Raw genomic sequence first — 25165 nt, 5'->3', positions numbered from 1 at the left:
GGTGCCGGTGAAACCTGGACAGGTCGCGGCGAGTTGTGGCAGCGTCCCTCCTGTCTGGAATTCATCTTTCGCATGGTGGAAGTGTGTTGATGGGGGAGCGTATGTCCGGGGCAGGACCGCTATCGCTGGGCCAGCTCTCGGTATGGCACGACATCCGGGGGCTGCCGGCGCCGCGCCGGCACGAGCCGAACAACGCGGCGGCCTGGCCCCTTCCGCCCGGCGTCGGGGCGGAACAGGTGCGTACCGCGCTGCGCGCCGTCGCCGCCCGGCACCCGTCGCTGCGCACCCGCTACGACCTCCAGGACGCCGACGCGCCAGGGCAGTTGCCGCCCGACCCCGACGTCGACGACCAGCTGCGGATCACCGAGAGCGCGGCCGACGAACCCGCGCGGCTCGCCGCCGAACTGGCCACCGAGCCCTTCGACCTCGGCCGCGAACACGCCTGGCGGGCCCGGCTGCTGACCCACGCGGGCACCCCCGCCCAGCTGCTGTTCGTCAAGCACCACATCGCCGCGGACGCCTGGGCGCAGGAGCTGCTGCACCAGGAGTTCCGGCGGGCGCTCATCGACCCCCGAGGTCTCGGCCCCACCCCACCGGGCCCCGCCGACCTCGCCGCCGAGCAGTACGGCGCCGCCGGACTGCGCCGGCAGGCCGCGGCCCTCGACCACTGGGCGCAGACCCTGACCCACGCCCCCTCGGCCGCCCTGCCGCGCGGCGCCGACACGGCGGACGACGTCGTCCAGTGCACCCTGCGCTCCGCGGCCGCCCGCCCGGCCGCGCACACCGTCGCCGAACGCGCGCGGGTCTCCGTCGCCAGCGTCGTGCTGGCCGCCTACGCCCGCAGCGTGGCCCGCAGATGCGGCGTCGACGCCCTGGTGGTGCAGCTGATGAGCGCCAACCGCTTCGCCGGCCGCTGGCGGGGCGTGGTGACCTCGATGAACCAGTGGGTGCCGGCGCTGATCGCGGACGCCCGCAACGACGACCTGGTCAAGCTCGCCGACGCGGTGCACTGGAGCGGCCTCGGCGCCTTCCGGCACGGGATGCACGATGTCACCGCCGTCGCCGCGCTGCGCGCCCGTATGCCCGAAGCCGCCGAACCGGCCTGCGCCTTCAACTATGTGTCCGTGCCGGACGACACGGTGCCTAAGGCCGCGCCGCACCAGGGGCCGCGGACCGCCGCTCCGCCCACGCTCACCTGGGAGGAGCCCTTCACCACCATCGGCCCGCGATGTTATGCCCGCGCCGTGGAGAGCGAGGACGCGCTCTCCCTACGGCTCACCGCCAAGGACCTCGACCGCGCCCACTGCGCCGAACTGCTGTGGGATCTGCACGAGAGCCTGCTGACCGCTGCCGGGCGCCCCTGACGGGCGTCCGCCCGGCCGGCTCCCAAGCCGCCGCACGGCCGAGAAACCGGCCTGCACCCGCGCCGTCCGCCCCCGGTGATCCCGGGTGCCGGGCCACGCCGTCCGCCCCCGCCCGGCGCCACGCCGCCGCACCAACCGGCCGCCCCCTGCCGCCCCTTCCCTACCCGCGCTCGTTCCTGTCCCAGGAGGCCGCCGTGCCCGAACACGTGATGATCATCCACCGCTGGACCGACCGCTACGCCGACTACGCGGCCTACCTCGACCACCGCGCCCACCGCGTCAGCTACCTCACCACCGAACGGGCCGCCCGCCATCTGCCCACCGAACAGGCCGCCGGCGTACGGCTGGTGGACAGCACCGAGGACGTCAAGGCGGTGCACGAGGCCGTCGACGCGCTGATCGAGCGGAGCGGACCGCCGACCCGGATCGTCGCCCTGCAGGAGACGGACCTCGACCTGGCGGCCGAGCTGCGCGACGCGTTCGCGCTGCCCGGGCAGCGCACCGGGGACCTGCTGCCGCTGCGCGACAAACTGCTGATGGCGCGGCGGCTCGCGGCCGCGGGCGTCGCGGTACCGGCGACGGCCGCGGCGCCGGACCACGAGGCGGTGGCCGCCTTCGCCGCCCGGCACGGCTGGCCGGTACTGGTCAAACCCCGGCGGGGCACCGCCAGCGCGGGCATCACCCGGCTGGCGTCCCCCGGCCGGCTTCGCGCGCAGGTCTTCCCGCACGACACCGACCTGCTCGTCCAGCAGTGGCTGCCCGATCAGGTCCTGCACGTCGACGGCGTCTTCGACGGCGCGGAACTCGGCCCCTGGCGGGCGTCGCGCTACCTCAACACCTGCCTGGAGTTCACCACCGGCAGCGCCCTCGGCTCGGTCGAGATCGACGACGCCGAACTCCTGGCCCGCATCGGGGAGATCACCGCCGCCGCAGTCGGCGCGCTGTTCACCGGCCCGTCGGTCTTCCACCTGGAACTCTTCGCGGGCGACGGCGGCGCGCTGACCGTGCTGGAGATCGGCGCCCGGCCGGGCGGCGCCGAAGTGCCCTTCATCTGGCGCGAGGTGCACGGCATCGACCTGATGGCCGCGGCGTTCGCCCACCAGACCGGCACCCCCGACCCCACCCCCCGCCGCCTCGCCGAGCCCGCGCAGGTGGCGGGCTGGCTGCTGGTGCCGCCGTCCGTACCACCGCCCTGCCGGGTGCGGGCGCTCACCCCGCCCCGGGCGGACGGCCCCCGCACCGGACCGTACGCCCAAGTCCTCCCCGTGGAGGGCGCGTTGCTGACCGGCGGGGGATACGAGCACGCCGGGGCGAGGTTCCGCTTCCGGGGGAGTGGCAGCGCGGAGGTGACGGCCGCCGTCCGCCGCGCGATGCGCGAGGCGTCGCTGGAGTGCGAACCGGTCGATCCGCGGGCACCCGGCCGGCTCGTGGTGATCGGCTGCGGCAATCCCCCCTACCGCGAGTACGCGCTGCGCACGGTCGCCGGGCGGGTGCGCACCGCCCTCGTCCAGGGCACCGCCGTCGACTGGCAACGGCGGTATGTCGCCGACCGGTTCCGGGTCACGGACACCTCCGACGCGGCCGCCACCACCCGCGCCGTCGCCGCCCTGCTGGCCGGCAATCGAGGCCCGGGAGCGGTCCTGACCTGGGACGAGACGCTCCTGGAGACCGCCGCCGAGGTCGCCCGCCGGCTCGGCCTGCCGCATATGAGCCCCGAGGCCGCGCACCGCTGCCGCGACAAGCTGGCCACCCGCCGGCTGCTCGGCGCCGCCCAGGTGCCCTCGGCCGGCTTCCGTCATGTGGGCACGCACGCCGAGGCGCTGGCGGCGGCGGAGGCGCTCGGCTGGCCGGTCGTGGTCAAACCCCGTGCGCTGGCCGGCAGCATCGGCGTCGCCCGCGCCGACGACCCCGGACAGCTCGCGCGCGCCTACGACCAGGCGCTCGGCGCCTCCTTCCCCGGCATCCGCGCACCGGCCGGCGCGATCGTGGAGGAGTATCTGCCCGGCCCCGAGATCAGCGTGGACTGCGCGGTGTCCGACGGCGCCGTGCGGATCGTGAACGTGGCGCACAAGCGGCTGGGGTTCGCGCCGCACTTCGAGGAGGTCGGACACCTCGTCGCGCCCTGGCGGGACGAGCCCTGGGCCGACGAGGTGCGGTCCGTCGTCACCGACGCCCACACCGCACTGGGCATCCGTACCGGACTCACCCACACCGAGATCCGCCGCACCCCCACCGGGCCGCGCGTCGTCGAGGTCAACGGCCGCCTCGGCGGCGATTTCATCCCGCTGCTGGGCACCCTCGCCACCGGGGTCGACCCGGTCGCGGCCGCCGCCGACCTCGCGCTCGGCCGCGCCCCCGACCTCACCCCGGTCCGCGACCGCTGCGCGGAGGTGCGCTTCGTCTACCCCGAGCGGGACGGCACCGTGCGCTCCCTCGACCTGACCGCCGCCACGGCCGTGCCCGGCATCGTCGAGGCCGTCCCGCTAGCCGCGCCGGGCACCGAACTGCTGCTGCCGCCCCGGGGGATCGTGCCCCGGCTCGCCGCCCTGGTGGCCGTCGGCGACACCCCCGAGGAGTGCGCCGCCGCGCTCGACCGCGCCCAGCGCTCGGTACGGCACTCCCTGGCCCCGCTCCTCTGATCCGCACCGGCCGACGAAGAGAGACAGCACCATGACCCGGACACCCGGTGTCCCCGCGGCGGCCACCGGCCTGCCCGGCGGCACGACCCGCGGGGACCACCGCACGCAAAGGACTTCGAGATGACCGCCGTGACCGTCGCCCCGCCCTCCCCGAACCTGGCGCTCAACCAGCTCGTCGACCGGCGCCGCGCCGAGGGGGCCTCGCTGGTCCATCTCGCCTTCGGCGAGGCCCGGCTGCCGGTGCTGCCGCAGCTGGCCGAGCAACTGGCGCTGGGCGCGGCGCGCGCCTGCTACGGGCCGGTGGCCGGCGCCGAGGGCGTACGCGACGCGGTGGCCGGCTACTTCACCCGCCGCCGGCTGCCCACCGAGGCCGACCGGGTGATCGTCGCGCCCGGCAGCAAGCCCCTGCTGATGGCGCTGCAGCTGGTCATCCCCGGCGATGTGCTGCTGCCGCGCCCCGCCTGGAACACCTACGCCCCGCAGGCCCGCTACGCGGGCAAGAAGGTCTACGGCGTACCGATCCCCGCCGAGTGCGGCGGCGTCCCCGCCCCGGGCGCGCTGCGCGAGACGATCCGGCGGGCCCGGGCGGCCGGCGCCGACCCCCGGCTGCTGGTCCTCACCCTCCCCGACAACCCCACCGGGACCCTCGCGCCGCCCGCGCTGATCCGCGAACTGTGTGCACTGGCCCGGGCCGAGGACCTGCTGATCATCTCCGACGAGATCTACCGCGACATCGTCCACGACCCCGAGTCCACCCCCTTCCTCAGCCCCGCCGAGGCTGCCCCCGAGCGCACCGTCGTCACCAGCGGACTGTCCAAGACGCTCGGGCTCGGCGGATGGCGGATCGGCGTGGCGCGCTTCCCGGTGGGCGAGACCGGTGCGCTGCTGCGCGACGCGGTGACCGCGGCCGCCAGCGAACTGTGGTCCACGCTCGCCGGACCCATGCAGCAGGTCGCGGAGTACGCCTACGCCGAGCCGCCGGAGGTCCTCGCGCGGATGCGGGCCAGCGCCCGGCTGCACGGCGCGGTGGCCCGGGCGGTGCACCGCATCGCCCTGGAAGCGGGCGCCGAGTGCCGCCCGCCCACCGGAGGGTTCTACGTCTACCCGGACTTCGCGCCGCTGCGCGACCGGCTGGCCGCACGCGGCGTCACCGACGCGGCCTCGCTCGCCGGCCGGCTCCTAGACGACTCCGGGATCGCCGTGCTCGCCGGCCATCTGCTGGGCGACGACCCGCAGGCCCTGCGCTTCAAGGCCGCCACCAGCCTGCTGTACGGCGACGAGCGCCAGCAGCACCAGGCGCTGCGGGCCGACGACCCCGCCCGCCTACCGCACATCACCCGCGAACTCTCCAGGATCGCCCAGGGCTTCGCCCGTCTGAAAGGAGCATGACGATGAAGGAGATACCCCCCACCACCGCGTCCTTCGAGCAGCTCACCGCGGCGGCCGACCGGCTGCTGGCCGGTCTGGCGGGCCTCGACGACCAGGCCGTCGCGGAGCCGTCGCACCTGCCCGGCTGGACGCGCGGACACGTCCTGAGCCACCTCGTGTGCCAGGCCCCCGCACTGGAACGGCTGCTGGAGTGGGCCCGTACCGGCGTCGAGACACCCCAGTACGTCAGTCGCGAGGCCCGGGACGCCGAGATCGAGGCGGGCGCCCGCCGGCCGGCCGCGGCGCTGATGGCGGACGTCCGGGCGAGCGCCGCGCACTTCCAGCGCACGGTCGAGCGGCTGCCCGCGCCCGCGTGGCGGGCCACCGTCCGGCCCTTCACCGGTGAACTGTGCACGCCCCAGCGGATATTGGTGATCCGGCTCCGCGAGCTCGAACTGCACCACGTCGACCTGGACCTCGGATACGGCTTCGCCGACATCCCCGAATCGGCGCGGCAGATCATCCTCGACGACGTCCTGGGCTACTACGCCGCCGCCGAGGGCGTACCGGACTGCACGCTCGGCGACCGCGAGGGCGCACTGCTCGGCCGCTTCGGCACCGGCGGCCCGGTCGTCTCCGGCGAACCCGCGGACATCCTCGCCTGGCTGGCGGGGCGCAGTACCGGCGCGGCACTGGAGTCGACGGCGGAGCTGCCCGCACTGCCCGCGTGGCTGTGACCGGCGGCCCCACCCCGAGAGGAAGACGAACGGCAATGGCAGTCACCGTCGAACCGGAGCGGTTCGACCTCGGTTCGGTCCGCAGCGCTCTGCTGGACCGCATCCAGGTCAACCTCGCGGTGCTCGCGGACCACCACCACGGCCCCGGAGCACACCTCCGCCTCGGCGCTCCCCTGCGGTTCCGTACCTGGGACGGGGCGGACGGTCTGCCGACGGTCGATGCGCCGCTGCCGGAACGGCTGGCCGTGGCGCCGAAGCTCCTGGGGCTGCGGGTGGTCCGGCAGGAACGGCCGGCCCGCGGTGAGCTGTGCCGGGCGATCCGCGCCGCCGTCGGCGTGCGCTACATCGTCGCCGACGCCTTCCAGCTGCCCTGGCTGCCGTACTACGGCCGGGCCCACACCGCGCACGGCTTCCTGCTCGCCGCGGGGCCCGACGGCTGGCACGTCACGGACGCCTACCTCAGCGAGACCCCGTGGGGGACGGCGGCGCCCGGCCACTGGGTGCTGTCCGCCGACGAACTGGCGGGCATCGAGTCGGCCGAGGTCATCGAGCTGGCGCCGGCCGGTGTGTGCCCGGTCGCCGAACCGCCGCCCACCCAGGAGGTCGACGAGGCCGCGGTGACGGCGTACCTCGCCGCCTACGACGCCTGCGCCGACCGCGCCCGAGCCGTCGAACGGCTCACCGGCGAGACCTGGTTACTGGTGCGGGCCCGCAAACTGCACGCGGCCTACCGCGCGTTCGCCCGCCGGACCGGTGAGACCGAGGCCGAGCGCGCACAGCTGCGCGCCTGGGACGAGGCCCTGGAGTGGACCCGCCTGGCCCACCGCCGGGTGTCCCGGGGCCGCGCCGAGCCACCGGGAGTCGTCGACCGCCTGCGGGCGGTCCTCGCGGCCGACCGCACGGTCTTCGGCGCCGCGCCCGCCACCCCCGCCGCCTCCCCGTCCCCCGACGAGGACCGCTGACCACCCGCCCACCACCGGAAAGACCACACCATGGACACCCGATTCACCGCACTGCTGCGCCCCTTCCTCAAGCTCGCCGGCCCCGAGGAGCCCGTCATCACCCCCGACACCGACCTGCGCAGGCTCGGCGTCGACTCCATGCAGGCCATCGAGCTGCTCTTCGTCATCGAGGACACCTTCGGGATCTCGCTGCCGGACGACGAGCTCAACGACGCCACCTTCGCCACCGCCGGCAGCCTGTGGCGCGCGATCCGCGCACAGCTGCCCGACGGGACCGGCGGCCGCGCCGACGCCCAGGAGACCCCATGAGCACCGAGGCCCCGAGCGCCGTGTCCCACCCCTCGACCGGCCGGCAGTCCGCCGATGCCGCGCTCGACGCCCTGCCGCGCACCGCCGGCGGCGAGCAGGTGTGGGCCGCGCTCGGCCGGGCGGGCCTGATCACCCGGGCCTATCGCGACGGCACGGTCGGGGCGGGAGTCGACCCCGCGGGACTCGAAGGCCTGCTCACCGCCGTCGACGCCCGCTTCTCGATCGCCGCCACCCTGTCGGTCAGCGTCCAGCTGGCCACCGCGTTGCCCGTTCTCGCGGCGGGCCGCACGCCGGTCGCGCAGCGGGCACTGGACCGGGCGCTCTCCGGTAGGGCGACCGTCGCCCTGGCGGCCACCGACGTCACCGCCGGCACGGACCTCACCGCGCTGCGCACCCGGGTGCGGATCGAGGACGACGGCCTTGAGCTGTCCGGCGAGAAGAACTGGATCGCCAACACCACCACCGCCGCGTCCGTCCTCGTCCTCGCCCGGCACCGGCCCGGACGGCACTTCACCCACTTCACCTGGGTCCTGGTGCCTGCCGACGCCCCGGGCGTCAGCGTGCGGCCCGCCGACTCCGCCCTCTTCGCCGACTCCGGCGTCGGCCATCTCACCCTCGACGGCGTACGGCTGGGCCGGGACCACGTGCTGGGCCGGACCGGCTTCGGACTGCCGCTGTTCGCCCGGCACATCGGGACCGAACGGCTCGCCGGTGCCCAGTGGGGTGTCGCGCTGTGCCGTCGCGTCCTCGCGGACACCCGGCGCCACCTGTCCGGCCGTGCGCACGGCGAGGGCACCCTGTGGGACCTGGACGTGGTGCGCCAGCGCTTCGCGTCCTGCCTGCTGCGAGCACGCGAACTCCGTGCGCTGGTCACGGAGTTCGAGGACGCGGTGGCGGTGCACCACGATGTGACGGCCGCCGCCACGCTCAAGGCGGCCGCCGGCGCGACCGTCCAGCACGTGCTGACGGAGTGCGGCCAGCTGTGGGGCGCGGCCGGCTTCGCCACCGGCGGGATCCAGGAACTGCGCGCCCAGGCCGCACTGTTCGGCATCGGCGGCGGTGCGAACGAGGTGGTGCTGGGCACCCTCGCGGACGCCGCCGAGAGCGTACTGGACGGCCTCGTGCGGCCCGGTACCCCGCCGTGACCACACCGATCGAGGTGGCCGACCATCTCTGGGTGGCCACCGCCGCCGCGGAGGGGGTGGCGCCCAGTGAGCACCGCGACGATCTGCGTCGGGCACAGCGGATGCCCGGGTGGCGCGCCCGGGAGTTCCTCACCGGGCGCGCACTGCTGAGGGAGCTGCTCGCCACCGTACGGCCGGCCCTGGCCGGTGCGGACGTGGTCGCGGACCGGCGCGGCAAGCCCTGGCTGCGGGGGCATCCCGGCATCGGCATCAGCGTCTCGCACAGCGCGGGCGCGCTCGCCGCCGGTGTCGCCGTCGGGTGCGTCCTCGGCGTGGACCTCCAGTGCCCCGGCGCCCGCGTCAGCGCCTCGTTCGCCGGCCGACTGCTGGGCGAGCACGCCGAACGGATCGCCGCACTGCCTCCGGCGCGGGCCGCCGAGGAGGTGGCCTGGGTGTGGACCGCCCAGGAGGCGTGCGTGAAGGCCACCGGGGCGGGGTTCGCCGACCGCCCGTGGACCATCGACGTACCCCCGGGCGCCCGCTCCGGCCGCTGGCGCGGCTACCGCTGGATGGCGCTGCGCGAGCACTCCACCACCCCCTTGAGCTGCGCATTCCCTCTGGAGAGGAGATTCGGCCACGGCGAGCGCTGATCGACCGGTCCGGTGAAGGGCCCAAGTCCCCTTCTCCGGACCAGTGTTGTGTGACATATTACTGGCGTGCCCATGAGACACGGACGCTGCCTGGATACCTCCGACGTGGTCGTCTTCGGGGCCAGCGTGGTCGGCGCGGCCGTGGCGCGAACTCGCCGCCGAACTCCCCTCGGAGATCGAGTACGCCCCGCGCACCGTGTTCCTCGACCAACTCGCCAGTGAATAAGGACCGTCACCGCACCCGTTCGCCTTCCTGAGGAGACCTCGTATGGCCCCGCGCACCCGCCCCTGGCACGGCATCATGGTCGCCACCGCCCTTCCCCTGCGGGACGACCTCTCCATCGACTACGACGCCTACGCCGCCCAGGTCGCCCGGCTGCTCGCCGCCGGCTGCGACGGCGTCGTACCCAACGGCTCCCTCGGCGAGTACCAGACCCTCACCGACGAGGAACGCACCCGTGTCGTCCGTACCGCCGTCGAGGCGGCCGGCGGTGACGGAGACCGCGTGATGCCCGGGGTCTCCGCCTACGGCAGCGCCGAGGCGCGCCGCTGGGCCGAGCGGGCCGCCGACGCGGGTGCGGGGTCAGTACTGCTGCTGCCGCCCAACGGCTTCCGCGCCGAACCGGCCGCGGTCCGGGCGCACTTCGCCGAGGTGGCCGCCGCCGGGGTCCCCGTCGTCGCCTACAACAACCCCTTCGACACCAAGGTCGACCTCACCCCGCGGCTCCTGGGCGAGCTGTACGGCGACGGCAGCATCGTCGCCGTCAAGGAGTTCAGCGGCGATGTCCGCCGGGCCTACGAGATCGCCGAAGTGGCCCCGGAACTCGACCTGTTGATCGGCGCCGACGACGTCCTGCTCGAACTCGCCGTCGCCGGGGCGGTCGGTTGGATCGCGGGTTACCCGAACGCGCTGCCCGAGTCGTGCACCGCCCTGTACCGGGCCGCCGTCGCCGGCGACCTCGACACCGCGCTGCCCCTGTACCGCGCGCTGCACCCGCTCCTGCGCTGGGACTCCCAGCCCGCCTTCGTCCAGGCGATCAAGCTCTCCATGGACCTCGCCGGACACCACGGAGGCCCGACCCGCCCGCCCCGCTTCCCGCTCCCCGCGGAGCAGGTGACGGTGCTGCGCGCCGCCACCCAGAAGCTGCTCGCCGACGGCCACCGCTGAGAGAGGCCCCCATGCGTACCCGCCATGTCTTCCACGCCGTCGACTCCCACACCGAGGGCATGCCCACCCGCGTGATCACCGGTGGCATCGGCACCATCCCCGGCGCCACCATGGCCGAACGCCGGCAGTACTTCGCCGAGCACCGCGACGACGTCCGTACGCTGCTGATGTACGAGCCGCGCGGACACGCCGCCATGAGCGGCGCGATCCTCCAGCCGCCGACCCGCCCCGACGCCGACTACGGTGTCCTGTTCATCGAGGTCTCCGGCTTCCTCCCGATGTGCGGACACGGCACGATCGGGGTGGCCACCGTGCTCGTCGAGACCGGCATGGTGGAGGTGCGCGAACCCGTCACGACCGTGCGGCTCGACACCCCCGCCGGGCTGGTCACCGTCCAGGTGGCGGTGGCGGACGGCCGGGCCACCGCCGTCACCCTCACCAACGTCCCCGCGTTCTGCGCCGCACTCGACCGCAAGGCCGTCGTCCCCGGCTACGGCACGCTGAGCTACGACCTCGCCTACGGCGGGAACTTCTACGCGATCCTGCCGCTGGAGAGCGTCGGCCTGCCCTTCGACCGGGCCCGCAAGGACGACATCCTCGCGGCCGGGCTCGCGCTCATGGGCGCGGTCAACGCCACCGACCGGCCGGTCCACCCCGAGGACGAGCGGATCGGCGGGCTCAAGCACGTCTACTTCGCCGCGCCCGGGTCGGACGCCGCCCGCTCCCGGCACGCGATGGCCATCCACCCCGGCTGGTTCGACCGCTCACCGTGCGGCACCGGCACCTCGGCGCGAATGGCGCAGCTGCACGCCCGCGGTGAACTGCCGCTCCACCAGGACTTCGTCAACGAGTCGTTCATCGGTACCGAGTTCACCGGCCGGCTCGTCGAGGAGACGACCGTGGGCGGGCGGCCGGCCGTCGTGCCCACCGTCACCGGCCGGGCCTGGGTGACCGGGACCGCGCAGTACTTCCTGGACCCGGCCGATCCGTTCCCGGCGGGGTTCCTGCTGTGACCCCGGGGCACGAAGACCCTGCCTGCCAGGCGGTTTGCACAACGTGACATTGTACGCTGGCACTCCGCGTCAACTCGGAGGACCAGATGGGTGAGCTCAAGCATCGCAGCCTGATCACCGCTCAGGAGCGGCTGCGCGATCAGGTCGCCCATCAACTGCGCGCCGCGCTGATCGCGGGGGAGCTGCGCCCGGGTTCGGTCTACTCGGCCCCGGGCCTCGCCGCGGACTTCGGGGTCTCGGCCACGCCGGTGCGCGAGGCGATGCTCGACCTGGCCCGGGAGGGCCTGGTCGAGCCGGTACGGAACAAGGGCTTCAGGATCACCGAGGTCAGCGAGCGCGACCTCGACCAGTACACCGAGATCCGGGCCCTGATCGAGGTCCCGGTCGTCGGCCGGATCACCCGGACCGCCACCCGTGAGCAGCTGGCGGCGCTGCGCCCGATCGCCCTGGAGATCGTCGCCGCCGCCCGCGCCCACGACCTCATCGGGTATCTGGAGGCCGACCGCCGCTTCCACCTCGAACTGCTCGGCCTGAGCGGCAACGACCGCCTCGTCGAGACGGTCGGCGACCTGCGCAAACGCTCCCGCCTCTACGGCCTCACCCGCCTCGACGAGTCGGACCGGCTGCTGCCCTCCGCCGAGGAGCACGTCGAGCTGCTCGATGTGATGCTGACGGGCGACGCCGAGGCGGCCGAGGCCTGTATGGCCCGCCACCTCGGCCATGTCCGCTCCCTGTGGGCCCAGGGCCGCGAGGAACCGCGGGTACCGCACCCGCAGCGCAGGCGGGCCGCACGGCACGGCTGACGGCCGCCGGATCAGTCCCGGGCGGGCCCGGACAGCAGCCCGTCCATCCACTCCTCCACCGCGTCGGCGGTGCGCGGCAGCGCCGACGACATCAGCCGGGCACCGTCCGCCGTGATCACCAGGTCGTCCTCGATGCGGACCCCGATGCCGCGCAGCTCCCTCGGCAGGGTCTCGTCGTCGGGCTGGAGGTACAGGCCCGGTTCGACGGTGAGCACCTGGCCCTCCTCCAGCACACCGTCCAGGTACTGCTCGGCCCGCGCGCGGGCGCAGTCGTGGACGTCGAGCCCGAGCATATGGCCCGAACTGCACAGCGTGTAGCGCCGGTAGAGGCCGCTGCCGGCGCTGAGCGCCTCCTCGACGGGGACGCGCAGCACGCCCCAGTCGGCGAGGCCCTCCGCCAGGACGGACATACAGGCCTGGTGGAAGTCCCGGAAGCACGCGCCCGGCTTCAGGGCGGCGATCCCGGCGTTCTGCGCGGCGAGGACCAGGTCGTAGACCCGGCGCTGGACGGGGGAGAAGCGGCCGGACAGCGGCAGGGTGCGGGTGATGTCGGCGGTGTACAGCGCGTCGGTCTCCACGCCGGCGTCGAGCAGCAGCAGTTGGTCGGGGTCGAGCGGGCCGTCGTTGCGGATCCAGTGCAGCACGCAGGCGTGGGCGCCGGCGGCCGCGATGGTCTCGTAGCCGGTGCCGTTGCCCTCGGCGCGGGCGCGCAGATTGAACACGCCCTCGATCCAGCGTTCGCCGCGCGGGTGGCGCAGGGCGTCGGGCAGCGAGCGGACGACGTCCTCGAAGCCGGTGACGGTGTGGTCGACGGCCTCCTGGAGCCGGGCCACCTCCCAGTCGTCCTTGATCAGCCGCAACTCGCTCAGCACGGCGGCCAGTTCGGCGTCGTGGGCGGCGTTCCGGCCGGCCGGGAGGTGGGGGAGGGCGTCCAGGTCGGCGCAGCGCAGGCCGGTCGTCCGGGCGGCCTCGGCGAGGTCGGGGCGGCGGCCCACCCAGAACTCGCCGTACCTGCGGTCCCGGTAGAACGCTCCGTCGCCGTCCCGCGCCGACCGCGGCCGCAGATACAGCACGGCCTCGCCGTCCGGCTCCAGCACCAGGACGTGCCCCGGCTGGTCCTCGCCGGTCAGCCCCGTCAGCCAGGCGTAGGCGCTGTGCGGTCGGAAGCGGTGGTCGCAGTCGTTCGAGCGGACCGTCAACTCGCCGGCCGGGATGAGCAGTCGCTCGCCGGGGAAGCGCGCGGCCAGCCGGGCGCGGCGTCCGGCGAGTTGCTCGAAGCCCGGGACACGGGAGTCTGTGGGCGGCGGGGTGGCGGCCCACCGGTCCGTCATGAAGCGGGCTAGGGCGCTCGACACGGGCAAGTCGTGGCTGCCGGTGTGGAGTTGGGCGGCACGCGCGGTCACGGACACCTCCGGTGGGGAAACCTCGGACTGCTTTTTCCTGAAGCCTTGTCAGTGCAATTTCACATTACTATGTTACGGGTCACACCTCGTGGAGTGAAGGCTATGGCCTCGAACCCCACTCCAACCCCACCCCCCTCACGGAGGTTCAGGTGTCACACCCGCGCCTGCCGCGCAGCATCCTGCTGGCCGCGTTCCTCTCCACCACCCTCGTCCTGCCGGCCGTCCAGACCGCCCAGGCCGTACCCGGGCGCTTGGCACCGTCCACCCCCACCCGGCAGGCCGAGCCCCGGCCGCCGGCCGCCGACAACCCCCACGACCGGGTCCCGCACCTCGCCAAGGCGCCCAAGCCGGGCGCGATCCCCATGGCGGCGCCCCGGTCCGTCACCGACAAGGGCCGCGTACCGGGCCCGCAGACCAAGCCCGCCAAGGCTCACCACGCGCGTCCCGCCGTCGCTCCCTGCACCCTCGACGGGATCACCGGGCTGAGACCCGAACAGCTCGCGGACTTCCTCGCCGACCCCGCCGTCACCGCCGACGGCTGTCTGCGCGGCCTCATATGGAAGTGGGACCCCCGGCTCGTCCCCGTGATGTCCGACGCCCACGTCCAGGCCGTCGCCCGACGCATCGCCGGCCTCGCCGCCGACCACGACGGCAAGAACACCGGCCACCCGTACGAGATGTTCACCTATCTGCACGCGGTGGCCTACCACGACTTCTCGCACGGCGAGATCGACACCACCGACGAGCCGACCGTCAACGCGGTGCGCGGCGCGGTCGACGCGTTCGGTGCCGCCGCCCACACCTTCGACGTCACCCGGGAGAACGCCGACACCCTGCGCGAGGCGCTGTACGGCGTCGGCCCCGGCGGACGGCAGTACCAACTCGGCCTGATCCAGAAGATCCTGGCCACCATGGACCCGGACCACACCGCCACCCACAAGGACCGCTCCTGGGGCAACGCCGCCCTCGCCGCGCTCATCACGAGCTACCTGGGTGTCTACCCCGGCAACCAGGACACCGCCTTCCAGCGGGCGGTCACCGCCGACCCCCGCTACCGCGCCGTCTTCAAGGCCTTCGCGAACCACACCCACCTCAAGGGCACCGACAACGCGTGGGTGGTGCGCGACGCGCTCAGCGAGTACGGGCGGTTCGGTCAGATCGAGGCCCTGAAGGGCGAGATCGTGCCGGCCCTCGGCGGGCTGCTGGACCTCGTCACACGCAACTTCGGCGAAGGCGGCGAGCCCTGGGGCAAGGTCGTCACCTGGCTGATCGAGTTCGACGCCTGCAAGCCGTACAAGGTGTGCAAGGAGGACATCGAGCGCCGCCTCTTCCCGAACACCTACCGCTACGACAAGGGCGGGGTGGAGGTCCGCACCGCCCTCGACCGCAACACCGTCGACCAGCTGTACTACGCCGGCAAGCAGGTCAAGGCGCAGTTCCACCGGGTGCTCGGCACCGACGAGGCACTGGCCGGCGACACCAACACCACGCTCCACGTCGTGCTGTACGCCTCCCGCTCCGACTACCGGATCTACCAGCCGATCCTCACCGGCCTGAGCATCGACAACGGCGGGATGTACATCGAGCAGGGCGCGACCTTCTACACCTACCAGCGCCGGGTCCCCGAGGACTCCGCCCTCACGCTGGAGGAGCTCTTCCGCCACGAGTACACGCACTACCTCAACGGCCGCTGGGCGGTTCCCGGGCTCTTCGGCCAGGGCCCGTGGTACGAGGGCGACCGGACCACCGCGATGGACGAGGGCACGGCCGAGTTCTTCGACGGCGGCACCCGCGACGACGGCGTCAAGGTCCGCAAGTCCCTGGTCCGGGGCATCATCAACGACACCTCGGGCGGCGGCCCGCGGATGACCGTCGACCAACTGCTGCACGCCACCTACGCCGGGGACGGCTTCCGCTTCTACAACTACGCCGGCACGTTCTTCGAGTTCCTGTGGTCCGAACGCCCCTCGCTGCTGCGGGAGATGTACGGCTACGAGCGTGCCGACGACCCCGCGGGCTTCGACGCCTGGCGGGACCGGATGGGCAAGGACGCCGGCCTGCAGAGCGCCTACGACGCCTTCCTCGACCAGCAGATCGCCCATGTCGGCGACCTCTTCGTCCCGGACACGAAGTTCACCCCCGTCGGCTCGCTGAAGCTCGCCGGCGCCGCACAGGTCCGAAGCGCGTTCGCCGCCGCCACCTCCCACACCCCCAAGTGCAGGGACAACGGCGACCCGGCGTACGGCCGCTTCGTCTGCACCGGCAAGATCAGCGCCGACCTCACCGACCCCGGCAGCCCCGACAAGGTCTTCAAGGACATGTCCGAGGCCGTCGACGCCACCCTCCTCGACCGCACCGCGTCCGTCGCCGACAACTTCGCCGATATGAACTGCTCCTTCGGCGCGGTCACCGTCCGCTCGCGGGGCCGGTCCGGCACCGCGCACTACACCTGTGAGGGACCGCTGCGGCGGTGACGCGCGACGCGGCCGCGATGACGCGGTTCAGCCGTCCGGCATGTCGAGCCGCCGGGTCGTACCCGGCGCGATGCTGAACGACCGCTCCCGCAGCCGCACCCGCACCGCCGCCTGCTCGGACTCCGGCACCGCGATCCGCACCTGCTCGGCGCTGATGCGCAGGTCGATGTCCCAGTGGCGGCGGTAGCGGATGCGCACGTTGAACTTCGAGAGTTCGGGCAGCGGGGCCGGGTCGAGCCACAGGGCCCGGTCCCGGGTCTCCAGACCCGTAAGGCCCCGCTGGACCAGGTCCAGCGAGCCGGCCATCGCCCCCAGATGGATGCCCTCGGCCGTGCTGCCTCCGTGCAGGTCCGCGACGTCCCCGGTCAGCGCCTCCTCGCAGTACGTCCAGGCGTCCGGACGCTGCACCCGGGCCAGGACCCAGGCGTGGACCAGGGCGCTGAGGGTGGAGCCGTGGCTGGTGCGGTGCAGGTAGTAGTCGACGGTGGCGTGCCAGGTGTCGTCGTCCAGCGGATAGCCCAAGTGGCCGAAGACCGAGGCGAGTTCGGACGGCGAGAAGAGGTAGCCGAGCATCAGCACATCGGCCTGCTTGGAGGCCTGGTAGTGGTTGACGGTGTCGCCCTCGGCCTCCAGGATCCGGTCCAGCCGGCGGATGTCGCCGTACCGCTGCCGGTAGCCCTCCCAGTCCAGCTCGGCCAGGTCCGCGTAGCCGGCGAACTGGCTGATCACGCCCTGGTGGAAGGGCACATGGAGCAGCCGTGCGACGTCCTCCCAGCGCTCCGGCTCGTCCGGGGTGAGCTGGATGCGCTCGTAGAGCTGCCGCTGATGCGCCTCGGGCAGCGACCGGGACAGCTCCAGGGCGCGCAGCAGGACCCAGGCCGCGGTGACGTTGGTGTAGGCGTTGTCGTCGACGCCCGGCTCGGCGGCCCCCGGATAGCCGTCGTGGTACTCGTCGGGGCCGACCACGCCCCGGATGCGGTAGCGGCCGAGGTCGGTGTCCCAGGCCGCGGCGGCCGCCCAGAAGCGGGCGACCTGCAGCAGCATCTCGGCACCCTTGGTGTGCAGGAACTCCGTGTCGCCGCTGGCCTGTCCGTACTGCCAGACGTTGTAGGCGATCGCCGATCCGACGTGGTGCTGCAGACGGGAGTGGTCGGGCAGCCAGCGGCCGGAGCGCGGGTTGAGATGGAGCTGCTGGGTCTCCTCCCGGCCGTCGCCGGCGCTCTGCCACGGATACATCGCCCCCGCCCGGCCCGCCTCCTGCGCCGCGCGGCAGGCCGCGGGCAGCCGCCGGTAGCGGTAGTCGAGCAGCGCCCGGGAGACCTGGGGGAGGTGCAGGTTCAAGAACGGCAGCACGAACAGCTCGTCCCAGAAGACATGCCCGCGGTACGCCTCGCCGTGCAGGCCCCTCGCCGGCACCCCGACATCGAGTTCGGCGGTGTGCGGCGAGAGGGTCTGCAGCACATGGAAGAGGTGCAGCCGCAGGATCCGGCCCGCGTCCCCGGGCACCTCCAGCTTCGCCTGCCGCCACAGGTCCTCCCAGGCCCGCCGGTGCGAGGCCATCAGCTGCCGGAAGTGCGGGGCCCGCGCCACACAGTCGACGGCCGCGTGCCGGGGGCTTTCGATCGCCGGGTCGCGGGAGGTGTACAGCGCCACCGTCTTGTCGACGACCACCGTCGCCCCGGAGGTCACCGGCAGTGACAGGGTGTGGAAGGCCCGCAGTACCGCGATCCGGGTGCGCGGCGTTCCGCCCCGTCCGGGGGTGGCCCGGATGCGCGCGGCCAGCGCGATCTGGATGTCCGAGTCGGTGGTGCGGCAGCTCAGCCACACCGTGTCGGTCCGCTCGGCGCCGGTCTCCCAGCCCCGCAGATGCTGGTCGGCCAGCCCGCGGTAGCGCTCGACGCCGGTGTTGCGGACCGCGCCGTCGATGCCCGACTCCACCTCCACCGCGCCCGCCCAGCCGTCGGCGGTGAACGAGGTGCGCATCGCGGCCAGATGGGGCTCGCCCATGTGCACCAGGCGGCGCTGCTCCACGCGCAGCCGCCGGCCGGCCCCGTCCTCGTAGACCGACCAGCGGATCAGGGTGCCGTGCCGCAGGTCCAGGGTCTGCCGGTGCTCCGTCAGCTGCGGGTGGCCGGGCGTGAGCCAGGGCCCGGGAGGCGCGTCGGCGGGGCAGATGCGGTAGCGCAGCGGCAGCCAGTTGGGCAGGTTGACCATGTCCTCGTTCTCGACGGGCTGGCCCGCCACGGTGGAGGTGAGCCGGTTGTAGCAGCCGGCCGCGTAGGTGCCGGGGTAGTGCGCGGGCCCCGAGAGCACCTCGCTGGCCGCGCCGCGGGTGACGAAGTAGCCGTTGCCCAGGGCGCAGAGCGTCTCGCGCAGCCGTTCCGCGCCCGCGTCGTACCCCTCGTACGACCAGGTCCACGCGTTGCCACCGGTCGGCATCAGCCCTCCCCGCAGGTCAGCAGCTCGCCGGGATCGGTCACCACCACATCGGCGCCCCGGCGGCGCAGCGCGGCGGCGCCGTCCGCCCCGGGCGACCGGTGCACGCCCACCACCAGGCCGAACCCGCCGCGCCGGCCGGCCTCGACACCGGCCAGCGCGTCCTCCACCACGGCGGCATCCCCGGGCCGCACACCGAGGCGGCGCGCCGCTTCCAGGAAGAGCGCCGGGTCCGGCTTGCCCGGCAGCCCGAGCCGGCCCGCCTCCCGGCCGTCCACCACCGCCGCGAGCAGCGGGAGCAGCCCGGCCGCCGACAGCAGCTCGGTGGCGTGCCGGGACGCCGAGGCGGCGGCACACGGCATCCGCGCGTCCCGCAGCGCGTGCAGCAGGCGTACGGTGCCGGGCCAGACGGCGACGCCGCCTTCCCGCAGGCGCGCGGTGAACAGCTCGTCCTTGCGGGCCGCGACGGCCCGGACGGTGTCCGTCCCCGGCCCGTCGTCCGGGTCGCCGAGCGGCAGGTCCAGGCCCCTGGACGCCAGGAACGCGGCCGCGCCGTCCTGCCGCGACCGGCCGTCGACCAGGCGCAGGTACTCCTCCACCGGGTCGAAGGGGCGCCGGTCGCCCGCGGCCGCCAGACAGGGGTCGAAGGCCTCCTTCCAGGCCGCGGCATGCAGGCCCGCGGAGTCGGTGATGACCCCGTCGGTGTCGAAGACCACGGCCCGCAGTGAGCGCAGGCACGCGGCCAGGGACGGCGCACCGGTCATGGTGACGGTTCCGTTCGTCGGTGTGTCCATTCCATGGCACCACGGCTGATGGCCCGGGGCGCGGTCGCGTCCCTGGCGGGCGCACCGCGGCGGCGCGACGATGGAAGACACCACCGTGGCGATCGACGACACCTCGTGGCGACGGTGGGCACCACCGGAACCGGCGACCGGGAGGAAGGCGGTGGCGGAGATGGAGCGGTCCCTGGTCGTGGGCGTCGACGGCTCGGACTCGGCCCTGCGGGCGCTCGACTGGGCGGTGGACGAGGCGGCCCGCCGCAAGCTCCCGCTGGACGTGCTGCACGCCTCGGCCTGGGAACGCTTCGAGGGCACCGCGCAGGGCCCCGAACGCCCCGGTGAGCAGGTCCTCGCGGAGGGCGTCGTGCAGTCCGCCGCCGCACAGGCCCGCTGTCGCAACCCGGACCTCAAGGTCGTTGCGCAGGTGGTGGCGGACGACGCGGTCACGGCCCTGCTGCGGGCCGGTCACTATGCGTCGGTGCTGGTCCTGGGCTCGCGCGGGCACGGCGAGATCGCCGGTCTGCTGCTCGGCTCGGTCGGGATGGCGGTGGCGGCGCGGGCCCGGTGCCCGGTGATCGTGGTGCGCGGGGACGCGGCCGGGATGGCCGGGACGCACCGGTGCGTGCTCCTGGGCGTCGGAGACCCGGAGAAGGGGGCGGCCGTCCGTTTCGCCTTCGAGGAGGCCGAGGTCCGCGGCTGCCTGCTGAAGGCCGTACACGCCTGGCGCCGCCCCGCACACGAGACGGCCGACCCGCCGCTGCTGGCCGATCAGGCCCAGAGCCACCACGAGAAGCAGGCGGCGGCGCTGCTGGACGAGGCCCTGGAGGAGGCGGCCGGCGCGCATCCGTCCGTGCACGTGCGCCGCACCACCGTCGAGGGCCCCACCCACAAGGTGCTGGTGCACCGCGCCGCCGCCGCGGATCTGCTCGTCATCGGCGCGGGCCACCGCCACGGCCACTTCGGGTTGCCGCTCGGGCGGGTGGCGCACACCGCGCTGTGCCACGCCGACTGCCCCGTGGCGATCGTGCCGCAGCGGGCCTGACGCGGCACGGCCAGAGCTCTAGGCATGCATACGGAACGGAGCCAGCATCTCCCGCTCGGTGCGCCGCCGTACCCGGTCCGTCAGGACCGACAGCCGGTGCGAGACCATCGCCCGTACCGGCTGCGGCGACCGGATGCGCCGGGCCGTCGCGGGCAGCTCGGCGAGATCCTCGGTGAGCCGCTGGTGGGCGTCCTCCAGCCGGCCGCGCGGGGTGCTGCGCTCACCGCCGCGCATCATCGTCTCCAGCAGCGGCGTACTGTCCGCCGGGGCCGGCTCGTCGGCCAGGCCGATCACGTCGAGGCAGCCGGGGCGGCGGAAGATCTGCTTGCTCCCCGGGGAGGTGGCCTTCGCCGCCGACAGCTTCATCACCGGCCGGCCGTCGTAGGAGACGAGCTTGTACGCGGAGTCCAGGTAGGGCGCGTCGGCGCTCACCCCGACCCGGGTGCCGACCGCGAAGGCGTCGATCGGCGCCCCCGAGGACGTCAGGTCGTGCACGCCGTATTCGTCCAGTCCGCCGCTGGCGATGATCCGCACCTGCGGCAGGCCCGCGTTGTCGAGCATCGCCCGTGCGCGGCGGGACAGTCGTGCCAGGTCGCCGCTGTCCAGCCGGATCGCCGAGCCGTCCCCGCGGCCCAGCGCGGCGAGCACGCGGGCGGCCGCCGCGACCCCGGACGCGGTGTCGTAGGTGTCCACCAGGAACGTCACGGGCCCCGGATGGCAGAGCGCGAACGCGGTGAACGCGGTCTCCTCGTCCTCGAACGCCTCGATGTAGGAGTGCGCCATCGTGCCGACCGCGGGCAGATCCTCGGCGTGCGCCGCCGCGACGTTGCTGGTGCCCGCGAAACCGGCCATGGCGCCCAGCCGGGCCACCTGGTGGGCGACCGCGGTGCCGTGGGTGCGCCGTAGCGAGAAGTCCACGACCGGGTGGCCGCGCGCGGCGATCACACAGCGGGTGCACTTGGTCGCGAGGGCCGTCTGATGGCTGAGCTGATTGAGCACGAACGTCTCGACGAGCTGCGCCACGGGGAGCGGCGCGGTGATCTCCAGCAGGGGCTCGTTGGCCAGTACCACCCGGCCCTCCGGCACCAGCCGGGCCTCGCCGGTGAAGCGCAGGTCCAGCAGCGGGGCCAGGTCCGCCGACGGCCGCTGCAGGACCTCGGCGAACACTTCGACGTCCTCGCGGCTCACATGGAACCCGGCGAGGTAGTCCAGGACCGTCTCGGCGCCGGCGGCGACCAGGAAGCCCCGCTCCGGCGGTAGTTCCCGTACGAAGCAGCTGAAGGTCGCCGGCTGCTCCATGCCCTCCCGGAGGAACGACAGGGCCATGGTCACCTCGTACAGGTCGGTGATCGTCGCATCCGACATAGCCGACTCCTTCCACGGCCGTGGCACCGTCCGCCACGGCCCCGGCCTCACGCCATCGCATCCGTCCAGCCGTAGGCGACGCGGGTCTGCCGCCGCGGCGGGGCGGCACCGACGCCTTCGAGTTCCTCGTCCGCCACCCGCAGCAGCTGCCCGGCGAGGTCCCGCAGGGCCCGGCCGGCCGCGATCTCGTCACCGATCTCCGGGATGTCCCGGTCCTCGGGGCTGCACCGGGCCGTGCCGTGCCCGGTGAAGGTGGTGGTAGCGGTGGTGAGCACCGCCCGCGCCGTGGTCGTGCCGTCCTCCTCGACGAGGGTGAGACGGACGGGCCACTCGACTGTGTTCGCCATGGCTTACCCCAGCTTCCTCGTGCCCTCTGTCGTCATCATCCGCCTTCTCACTCGTACGGCACCACCGCCACCGGGCACGGAGCGTGATGGACCACCGCCTGTACGACATGGCCGATGCGCGGCGCCGGCAGCACCCGCCGGTGCCGTCGCCCGACGACCAGCAGCGCCGCGCCGGCCGTGTCGCGCAGCAGCGCCGGCGCCGCGCTCTCCATCTCCACCCGCGCGTCCACCCGCAGATCCGGGTACTTCTCCCGCCACGGCTGGAGCGTCTTCGCCAGCTCGTCCCGAGCCACCTGCGCCGCCTCCTCCGCGGCGTACGGCTCCACACCGCCCCCGCGGTTGTACGCGAACGACGGCAGATGCCGGCCGTGTACGGCGCGCAGCGGGACACCGCGTCGCACCGCGCTGTCGAAGGCGAACGCGAGCACCGCCTCGGAGGGCTTGCGCAGGCCGACGCCGACCACCACCGGACCCGCCGGCCCGGCCGTCGAGCCGCCCTGCCGGGTGCGCACCAGCACCGTGGGGCAGTCGGTGTGCGCCACCAGCTGCAGGCCGAGTTCGCCCAGGACATAGCGCGTCACCGGGCCCAGGTTCCGCGAACCGAGGACCAGCAGATCGGACTGCCCGGCGGCGTCCTTGAGGGCCTCGTAGGGGTCCTTGGCCACCAGGTCCCGCGTCACCGGCAGATCCGGGCAGCGGGCCCGGACGGCCGCCTCGGCCTCGTCCATCATCCGGTGGGGCCAGTAGTTCTGGTCTTCCTCCGTGAGGGGATGGGGCACCGGTTCCGGGGCGAGCAGCACCCAGGCGTGCAGCAGCCGCAGCCGCGCCTGCCGGGTGTGCGCCTCCTGCGCCGCCCACTGGACGGCGGACAAGGACTCCGGCGTACCGTCCACGCCGGCGGTGATGACGTCCTTCATCGGCTCGCTCCTCTCCTGCGCCGGCCATGGCCGGGCCGGTGTGCGCCGCTACCCCTCCAGCGTCCGCCCGGGTCCGCCCCGCGCGCACGGCGACCGGGAAGCGCGGCCTGCCGGGGCGCCGGGCCGCTCACCGCTCACACCCGCCCGTGTGCCCGCTGCGCCCGCCGGGACAGCGAGTCGATGACCACGGCCAGCAGCAGCACCCCGCCCGTGATCATGAACTGGACGGCGGTCTGGATGCCCATCAGCGCCACACCGGAGGCGATCGACTGGATGACAAGGACGCCGAGCAGCGCGGACCAGGTCCGGCCCCGGCCGCCGAACATGCTGGTGCCGCCGATGACCGCGGCGGCGATCGCGTCCATCAGCAAGATGCCCGAGCCCGAGGTCTGGGTGGCCGAGGTGACGCGCGAGGCCAGGAACAGCCCGCCGATCGCGGCCATCGTCCCGGACACCATGAACACCGAGATCCGCACCCGGTCCACATTGAGTCCGGTGCGGCGGGCGGCTTCGACGCTGCCGCCGAGCGCGAAGATCATCCGTCCGTAGCGGGTCCGGCGCAGCACCTGGTCGAGGCCGACCAGGAAGACCAGGAAGATCAGCAGCGCCAGCGGCAGCCCCTGGTACTGGTTGAGCACCCAGGCCGCGGCCAGGGAGATCACCGCCAGCACACCGGTGCGCACCGCGATCTCGCTCAGCGGCCGCACCGGGACCCCGGCGGCCCTGCGGCGCCGTACGTCCTGGTAGGAGGCGAGGAAGTACCCCGCGGTGCCGATCACCGCCAGGCCGTACGCGGCGGCGACATTGGTGAAGTAGAAGCTGGTCAGCATGGCGACCAGGCCCTTGTCGTCGAGGTTGACGGTGCCGCTGTAGCCGAGGATGTAGAGCATCAGCCCGTTCCAGCCCAGCAGACCCGCGAGGGTGACCACGAACGCGGGCACCCCGACCTTGGCGAAGAAGAACCCCTGCACGGCCCCGATCACCGTGCCGGCGAACACCGCGATCAGCAGGGCGATCGGTTCCGGCACGCCGTGCTGCACGTTCAGCACCGCGAAGGCGGCCGCCGCCAGCCCGCTCACCGAGCCGACGGACAGATCGATCTCACCGAGCAGCAGCACGAAGACGACGCCGATCGAGATCATCCCGATGCCCACGATGTCCACGCTCAGGTTGGACAGGTTGCGCGGCGAGAGGAAGTTCTTGTTGAGGCTCTCGAAGATGATCCACACCACCAGCAGTCCCAGGACGACCGGGACCGAGCCGAGCTCACCGGCGTGGAACCGGCGCCGGAGGATCTGCAGCGGGTTCGGTCCGCCGCCGCTGCCCGGCGGCCCGCCGTCCGGGCGGGCCGCCGGCTTCCCGCGTCGCGCCGCCTCCCAGAGGCGGCTCACCGCTCCGCCTCCCAGCCCTGCGCCTTGCGCCGGGTCACCGCGTTGTCGGTGGCCCCGGTGATGGAGGAGATGATCTGTTCGTGGGAGGTCGTACCCACGTCGAAGAAGCCGTTGTTGCGGCCGAGCCGCAGCACCGCGATCCAGTCCGCGACGGCCTTGACGTCCCCCAGGTTGTGGCTGATCAGCAGCACCCCGAGCCGGCGCTCACGCAGCTGCTCGACCAGGTCGAGGACCTGCGCGGTCTGTTCGATGCCCAGGGAGGCGGTGGGCTCGTCGAGCAGCACGAGCCGGGGCTCGCCGAGCATCGACCGGGAGATCGCGACGGTCTGCCGCTGGCCCCCGGACAGCGAGGCCACCGGGATGCGCACGTCGGGGAGCCGGATGGCGAGGGCCTGGAGCAGCTCCAGGGTGCGGCGCTCCATCTCCACCTCGTTGAGGATCCCGGCCCGGTGGAGCTCCCGGCCGAGGAAGACATTGCCGACCACGTCGAGGTTGTCGCAGAGCGCGAGGTCCTGGAAGACGGTGGCGATGCCCAGGTCCTGGGCCTCATGGGGCCGGGTGATCCGGACCGGGCGGCCGTCCCACTCGACGGTGCCGGTATCGGCCGGGTCGACCCCGGAGATCACCTTGATCAGTGTGGACTTGCCCGCCCCGTTGTCTCCGACCAGAGCGACCACCTGGCCGGCGCGCACCTCCAGCTCGACATCGGCCAGGGCCTGGACCGCGCCGTACCGTTTGAAGACCCCGCGCAGTGCCAGCAGGGGCGGTGCTGTCATGGGGTACCTGCCTTACCTGGTCAGCCCGGCCTTGGCGCACAGCAAGGCTGTCTAAGGACACACACAATCCACGTTACTGTCGATAAGGCAGCAAACCA

At 73.7% G+C, this 25165-nt stretch carries 21 protein-coding genes; 13 read left to right on the top strand and 8 right to left on the bottom strand.

Features of this window, described 5'->3' with window-relative positions:
- Positions 1 to 101 precede the first annotated feature (101 nt).
- The 11 genes from WAB15_RS05420 (at position 102) to WAB15_RS05370 (ending at position 12137) form a co-directional block, all read left to right on the top strand.
- Positions 102 to 1364: a condensation domain-containing protein gene (locus WAB15_RS05420; RefSeq protein ID WP_407285514.1), complete on the top strand. Its 1263-nt coding sequence runs from the start codon at positions 102 to 104 to the stop codon at positions 1362 to 1364.
- Positions 1365 to 1558: 194 nt separating this feature from the next.
- On the top strand, positions 1559 to 4003 hold the full coding sequence (locus WAB15_RS05415) for an ATP-grasp domain-containing protein (RefSeq protein ID WP_407285513.1): 2445 nt from the start codon (positions 1559 to 1561) through the stop codon (positions 4001 to 4003).
- 120 nt (positions 4004 to 4123) lie between these two features.
- Positions 4124 to 5392, top strand: coding sequence for a pyridoxal phosphate-dependent aminotransferase (locus WAB15_RS05410; RefSeq protein ID WP_399147482.1), 1269 nt, complete (start codon positions 4124 to 4126; stop codon positions 5390 to 5392).
- Between the two features lie 2 nt (positions 5393 to 5394).
- Positions 5395 to 6108 (top strand): maleylpyruvate isomerase family mycothiol-dependent enzyme, encoded by a 714-nt coding sequence (locus WAB15_RS05405; protein ID WP_407285512.1) that lies wholly within the window; start codon positions 5395 to 5397, stop codon positions 6106 to 6108.
- Between the two features lie 35 nt (positions 6109 to 6143).
- Positions 6144 to 7070: a hypothetical protein gene (locus WAB15_RS05400; RefSeq protein ID WP_407285511.1), complete on the top strand. Its 927-nt coding sequence runs from the start codon at positions 6144 to 6146 to the stop codon at positions 7068 to 7070.
- A 30-nt stretch (positions 7071 to 7100) separates the two neighbouring features.
- On the top strand, positions 7101 to 7379 hold the full coding sequence (locus tag WAB15_RS05395) for an acyl carrier protein (RefSeq protein ID WP_407285510.1): 279 nt from the start codon (positions 7101 to 7103) through the stop codon (positions 7377 to 7379).
- Positions 7376 to 8524, top strand: a complete 1149-nt coding sequence (locus WAB15_RS05390; protein WP_407285509.1) for an acyl-CoA dehydrogenase family protein — start codon at positions 7376 to 7378, stop codon at positions 8522 to 8524. The genes WAB15_RS05395 and WAB15_RS05390 overlap by 4 nt, the downstream gene beginning before the upstream one ends.
- Positions 8521 to 9153: a 4'-phosphopantetheinyl transferase family protein gene (locus WAB15_RS05385; protein WP_407285508.1), complete on the top strand. Its 633-nt coding sequence runs from the start codon at positions 8521 to 8523 to the stop codon at positions 9151 to 9153. The genes WAB15_RS05390 and WAB15_RS05385 overlap by 4 nt, the downstream gene beginning before the upstream one ends.
- Positions 9154 to 9421: 268 nt before the next feature.
- Entirely contained in the window at positions 9422 to 10321 is a 900-nt protein-coding gene (locus tag WAB15_RS05380; protein ID WP_399147488.1) for a dihydrodipicolinate synthase family protein, read from the top strand.
- A gap of 11 nt (positions 10322 to 10332) precedes the next feature.
- On the top strand, positions 10333 to 11334 hold the full coding sequence (locus WAB15_RS05375; RefSeq protein WP_407285507.1) for a proline racemase family protein: 1002 nt from the start codon (positions 10333 to 10335) through the stop codon (positions 11332 to 11334).
- An 86-nt stretch (positions 11335 to 11420) separates the two neighbouring features.
- The gene (locus WAB15_RS05370; protein ID WP_399147490.1) at positions 11421 to 12137 is read left to right on the top strand and encodes a GntR family transcriptional regulator; all 717 of its coding nucleotides are present in this window, start codon (positions 11421 to 11423) and stop codon (positions 12135 to 12137) included.
- An 11-nt stretch (positions 12138 to 12148) separates the two neighbouring features.
- Here WAB15_RS05370 and WAB15_RS05365 read toward each other — a convergent pair whose 3' ends face one another.
- Entirely contained in the window at positions 12149 to 13540 is a 1392-nt protein-coding gene (locus WAB15_RS05365; protein ID WP_407285506.1) for an aminopeptidase P family protein, read from the bottom strand.
- A gap of 149 nt (positions 13541 to 13689) precedes the next feature.
- Between WAB15_RS05365 and WAB15_RS05360 the strand changes: the two genes are divergently transcribed.
- Entirely contained in the window at positions 13690 to 16014 is a 2325-nt protein-coding gene (locus WAB15_RS05360; RefSeq protein ID WP_407285505.1) for a collagenase, read from the top strand.
- Positions 16015 to 16041: 27 nt separating this feature from the next.
- On the opposite strand, the gene WAB15_RS05355 is transcribed toward WAB15_RS05360, so the two are convergent.
- The gene (locus WAB15_RS05355; RefSeq protein WP_407285504.1) at positions 16042 to 18453 is read right to left on the bottom strand and encodes a glycoside hydrolase family 65 protein; all 2412 of its coding nucleotides are present in this window, start codon (positions 18451 to 18453) and stop codon (positions 16042 to 16044) included.
- The gene (locus tag WAB15_RS05350) at positions 18453 to 19214 is read right to left on the bottom strand and encodes an HAD family hydrolase (protein ID WP_407289173.1); all 762 of its coding nucleotides are present in this window, start codon (positions 19212 to 19214) and stop codon (positions 18453 to 18455) included. The genes WAB15_RS05355 and WAB15_RS05350 overlap by 1 nt, the downstream gene beginning before the upstream one ends.
- Positions 19215 to 19404: 190 nt before the next feature.
- Here WAB15_RS05350 and WAB15_RS05345 point away from each other — a divergent pair, with 190 nt between their 5' ends.
- A complete protein-coding gene (locus WAB15_RS05345) occupies positions 19405 to 20271 on the top strand; it encodes a universal stress protein (RefSeq protein WP_407289172.1) in 867 nt (288 codons plus the stop codon).
- Positions 20272 to 20289: 18 nt separating this feature from the next.
- Here the strand turns inward: WAB15_RS05345 and WAB15_RS05340 are convergent, their stop codons facing one another.
- From WAB15_RS05340 to WAB15_RS05320, 5 genes are all read right to left on the bottom strand, one after another.
- Positions 20290 to 21636: a nicotinate phosphoribosyltransferase gene (locus WAB15_RS05340; protein WP_399147494.1), complete on the bottom strand. Its 1347-nt coding sequence runs from the start codon at positions 21634 to 21636 to the stop codon at positions 20290 to 20292.
- A 47-nt stretch (positions 21637 to 21683) separates the two neighbouring features.
- On the bottom strand, positions 21684 to 21983 hold the full coding sequence (locus tag WAB15_RS05335; protein ID WP_384435099.1) for a dsRBD fold-containing protein: 300 nt from the start codon (positions 21981 to 21983) through the stop codon (positions 21684 to 21686).
- 47 nt (positions 21984 to 22030) lie between these two features.
- The gene (locus tag WAB15_RS05330) at positions 22031 to 22900 is read right to left on the bottom strand and encodes a universal stress protein (protein WP_399147495.1); all 870 of its coding nucleotides are present in this window, start codon (positions 22898 to 22900) and stop codon (positions 22031 to 22033) included.
- 134 nt (positions 22901 to 23034) lie between these two features.
- Positions 23035 to 24291: a sugar ABC transporter permease gene (locus tag WAB15_RS05325; protein WP_399147496.1), complete on the bottom strand. Its 1257-nt coding sequence runs from the start codon at positions 24289 to 24291 to the stop codon at positions 23035 to 23037.
- Positions 24288 to 25067, bottom strand: a complete 780-nt coding sequence (locus tag WAB15_RS05320) for an ATP-binding cassette domain-containing protein (protein ID WP_399147497.1) — start codon at positions 25065 to 25067, stop codon at positions 24288 to 24290. The genes WAB15_RS05325 and WAB15_RS05320 overlap by 4 nt, the downstream gene beginning before the upstream one ends.
- Positions 25068 to 25165: the final 98 nt, after the last annotated feature.

The organism is Streptomyces sirii, assembly GCF_045690365.1.
GTDB lineage: Bacteria > Actinomycetota > Actinomycetes > Streptomycetales > Streptomycetaceae > Streptomyces > Streptomyces sirii.
Note: the sequence above shows the minus strand (reverse complement) of the source record. Positions and strands in the feature narration are given on the sequence as shown.

Coding starts and splice junctions, on each gene's coding strand:
- WAB15_RS05390 (WP_407285509.1), top strand. CDS start 7,376: ATGAGCACCGAGGCCCCGAGCGCCGTGTCCCACCCCTCGACCGGCCGG.
- WAB15_RS05420 (WP_407285514.1), top strand. CDS start 102: ATGTCCGGGGCAGGACCGCTATCGCTGGGCCAGCTCTCGGTATGGCAC.
- WAB15_RS05350 (WP_407289173.1), bottom strand. CDS start 19,214: ATGACCGGTGCGCCGTCCCTGGCCGCGTGCCTGCGCTCACTGCGGGCC.
- WAB15_RS05405 (WP_407285512.1), top strand. CDS start 5,395: ATGAAGGAGATACCCCCCACCACCGCGTCCTTCGAGCAGCTCACCGCG.
- WAB15_RS05345 (WP_407289172.1), top strand. CDS start 19,405: ATGGAGCGGTCCCTGGTCGTGGGCGTCGACGGCTCGGACTCGGCCCTG.
- WAB15_RS05375 (WP_407285507.1), top strand. CDS start 10,333: ATGCGTACCCGCCATGTCTTCCACGCCGTCGACTCCCACACCGAGGGC.
- WAB15_RS05330 (WP_399147495.1), bottom strand. CDS start 22,900: ATGAAGGACGTCATCACCGCCGGCGTGGACGGTACGCCGGAGTCCTTG.
- WAB15_RS05410 (WP_399147482.1), top strand. CDS start 4,124: ATGACCGCCGTGACCGTCGCCCCGCCCTCCCCGAACCTGGCGCTCAAC.
- WAB15_RS05395 (WP_407285510.1), top strand. CDS start 7,101: ATGGACACCCGATTCACCGCACTGCTGCGCCCCTTCCTCAAGCTCGCC.
- WAB15_RS05335 (WP_384435099.1), bottom strand. CDS start 21,983: ATGGCGAACACAGTCGAGTGGCCCGTCCGTCTCACCCTCGTCGAGGAG.
- WAB15_RS05400 (WP_407285511.1), top strand. CDS start 6,144: ATGGCAGTCACCGTCGAACCGGAGCGGTTCGACCTCGGTTCGGTCCGC.
- WAB15_RS05320 (WP_399147497.1), bottom strand. CDS start 25,067: ATGACAGCACCGCCCCTGCTGGCACTGCGCGGGGTCTTCAAACGGTAC.
- WAB15_RS05370 (WP_399147490.1), top strand. CDS start 11,421: ATGGGTGAGCTCAAGCATCGCAGCCTGATCACCGCTCAGGAGCGGCTG.
- WAB15_RS05355 (WP_407285504.1), bottom strand. CDS start 18,453: ATGCCGACCGGTGGCAACGCGTGGACCTGGTCGTACGAGGGGTACGAC.
- WAB15_RS05340 (WP_399147494.1), bottom strand. CDS start 21,636: ATGTCGGATGCGACGATCACCGACCTGTACGAGGTGACCATGGCCCTG.
- WAB15_RS05380 (WP_399147488.1), top strand. CDS start 9,422: ATGGCCCCGCGCACCCGCCCCTGGCACGGCATCATGGTCGCCACCGCC.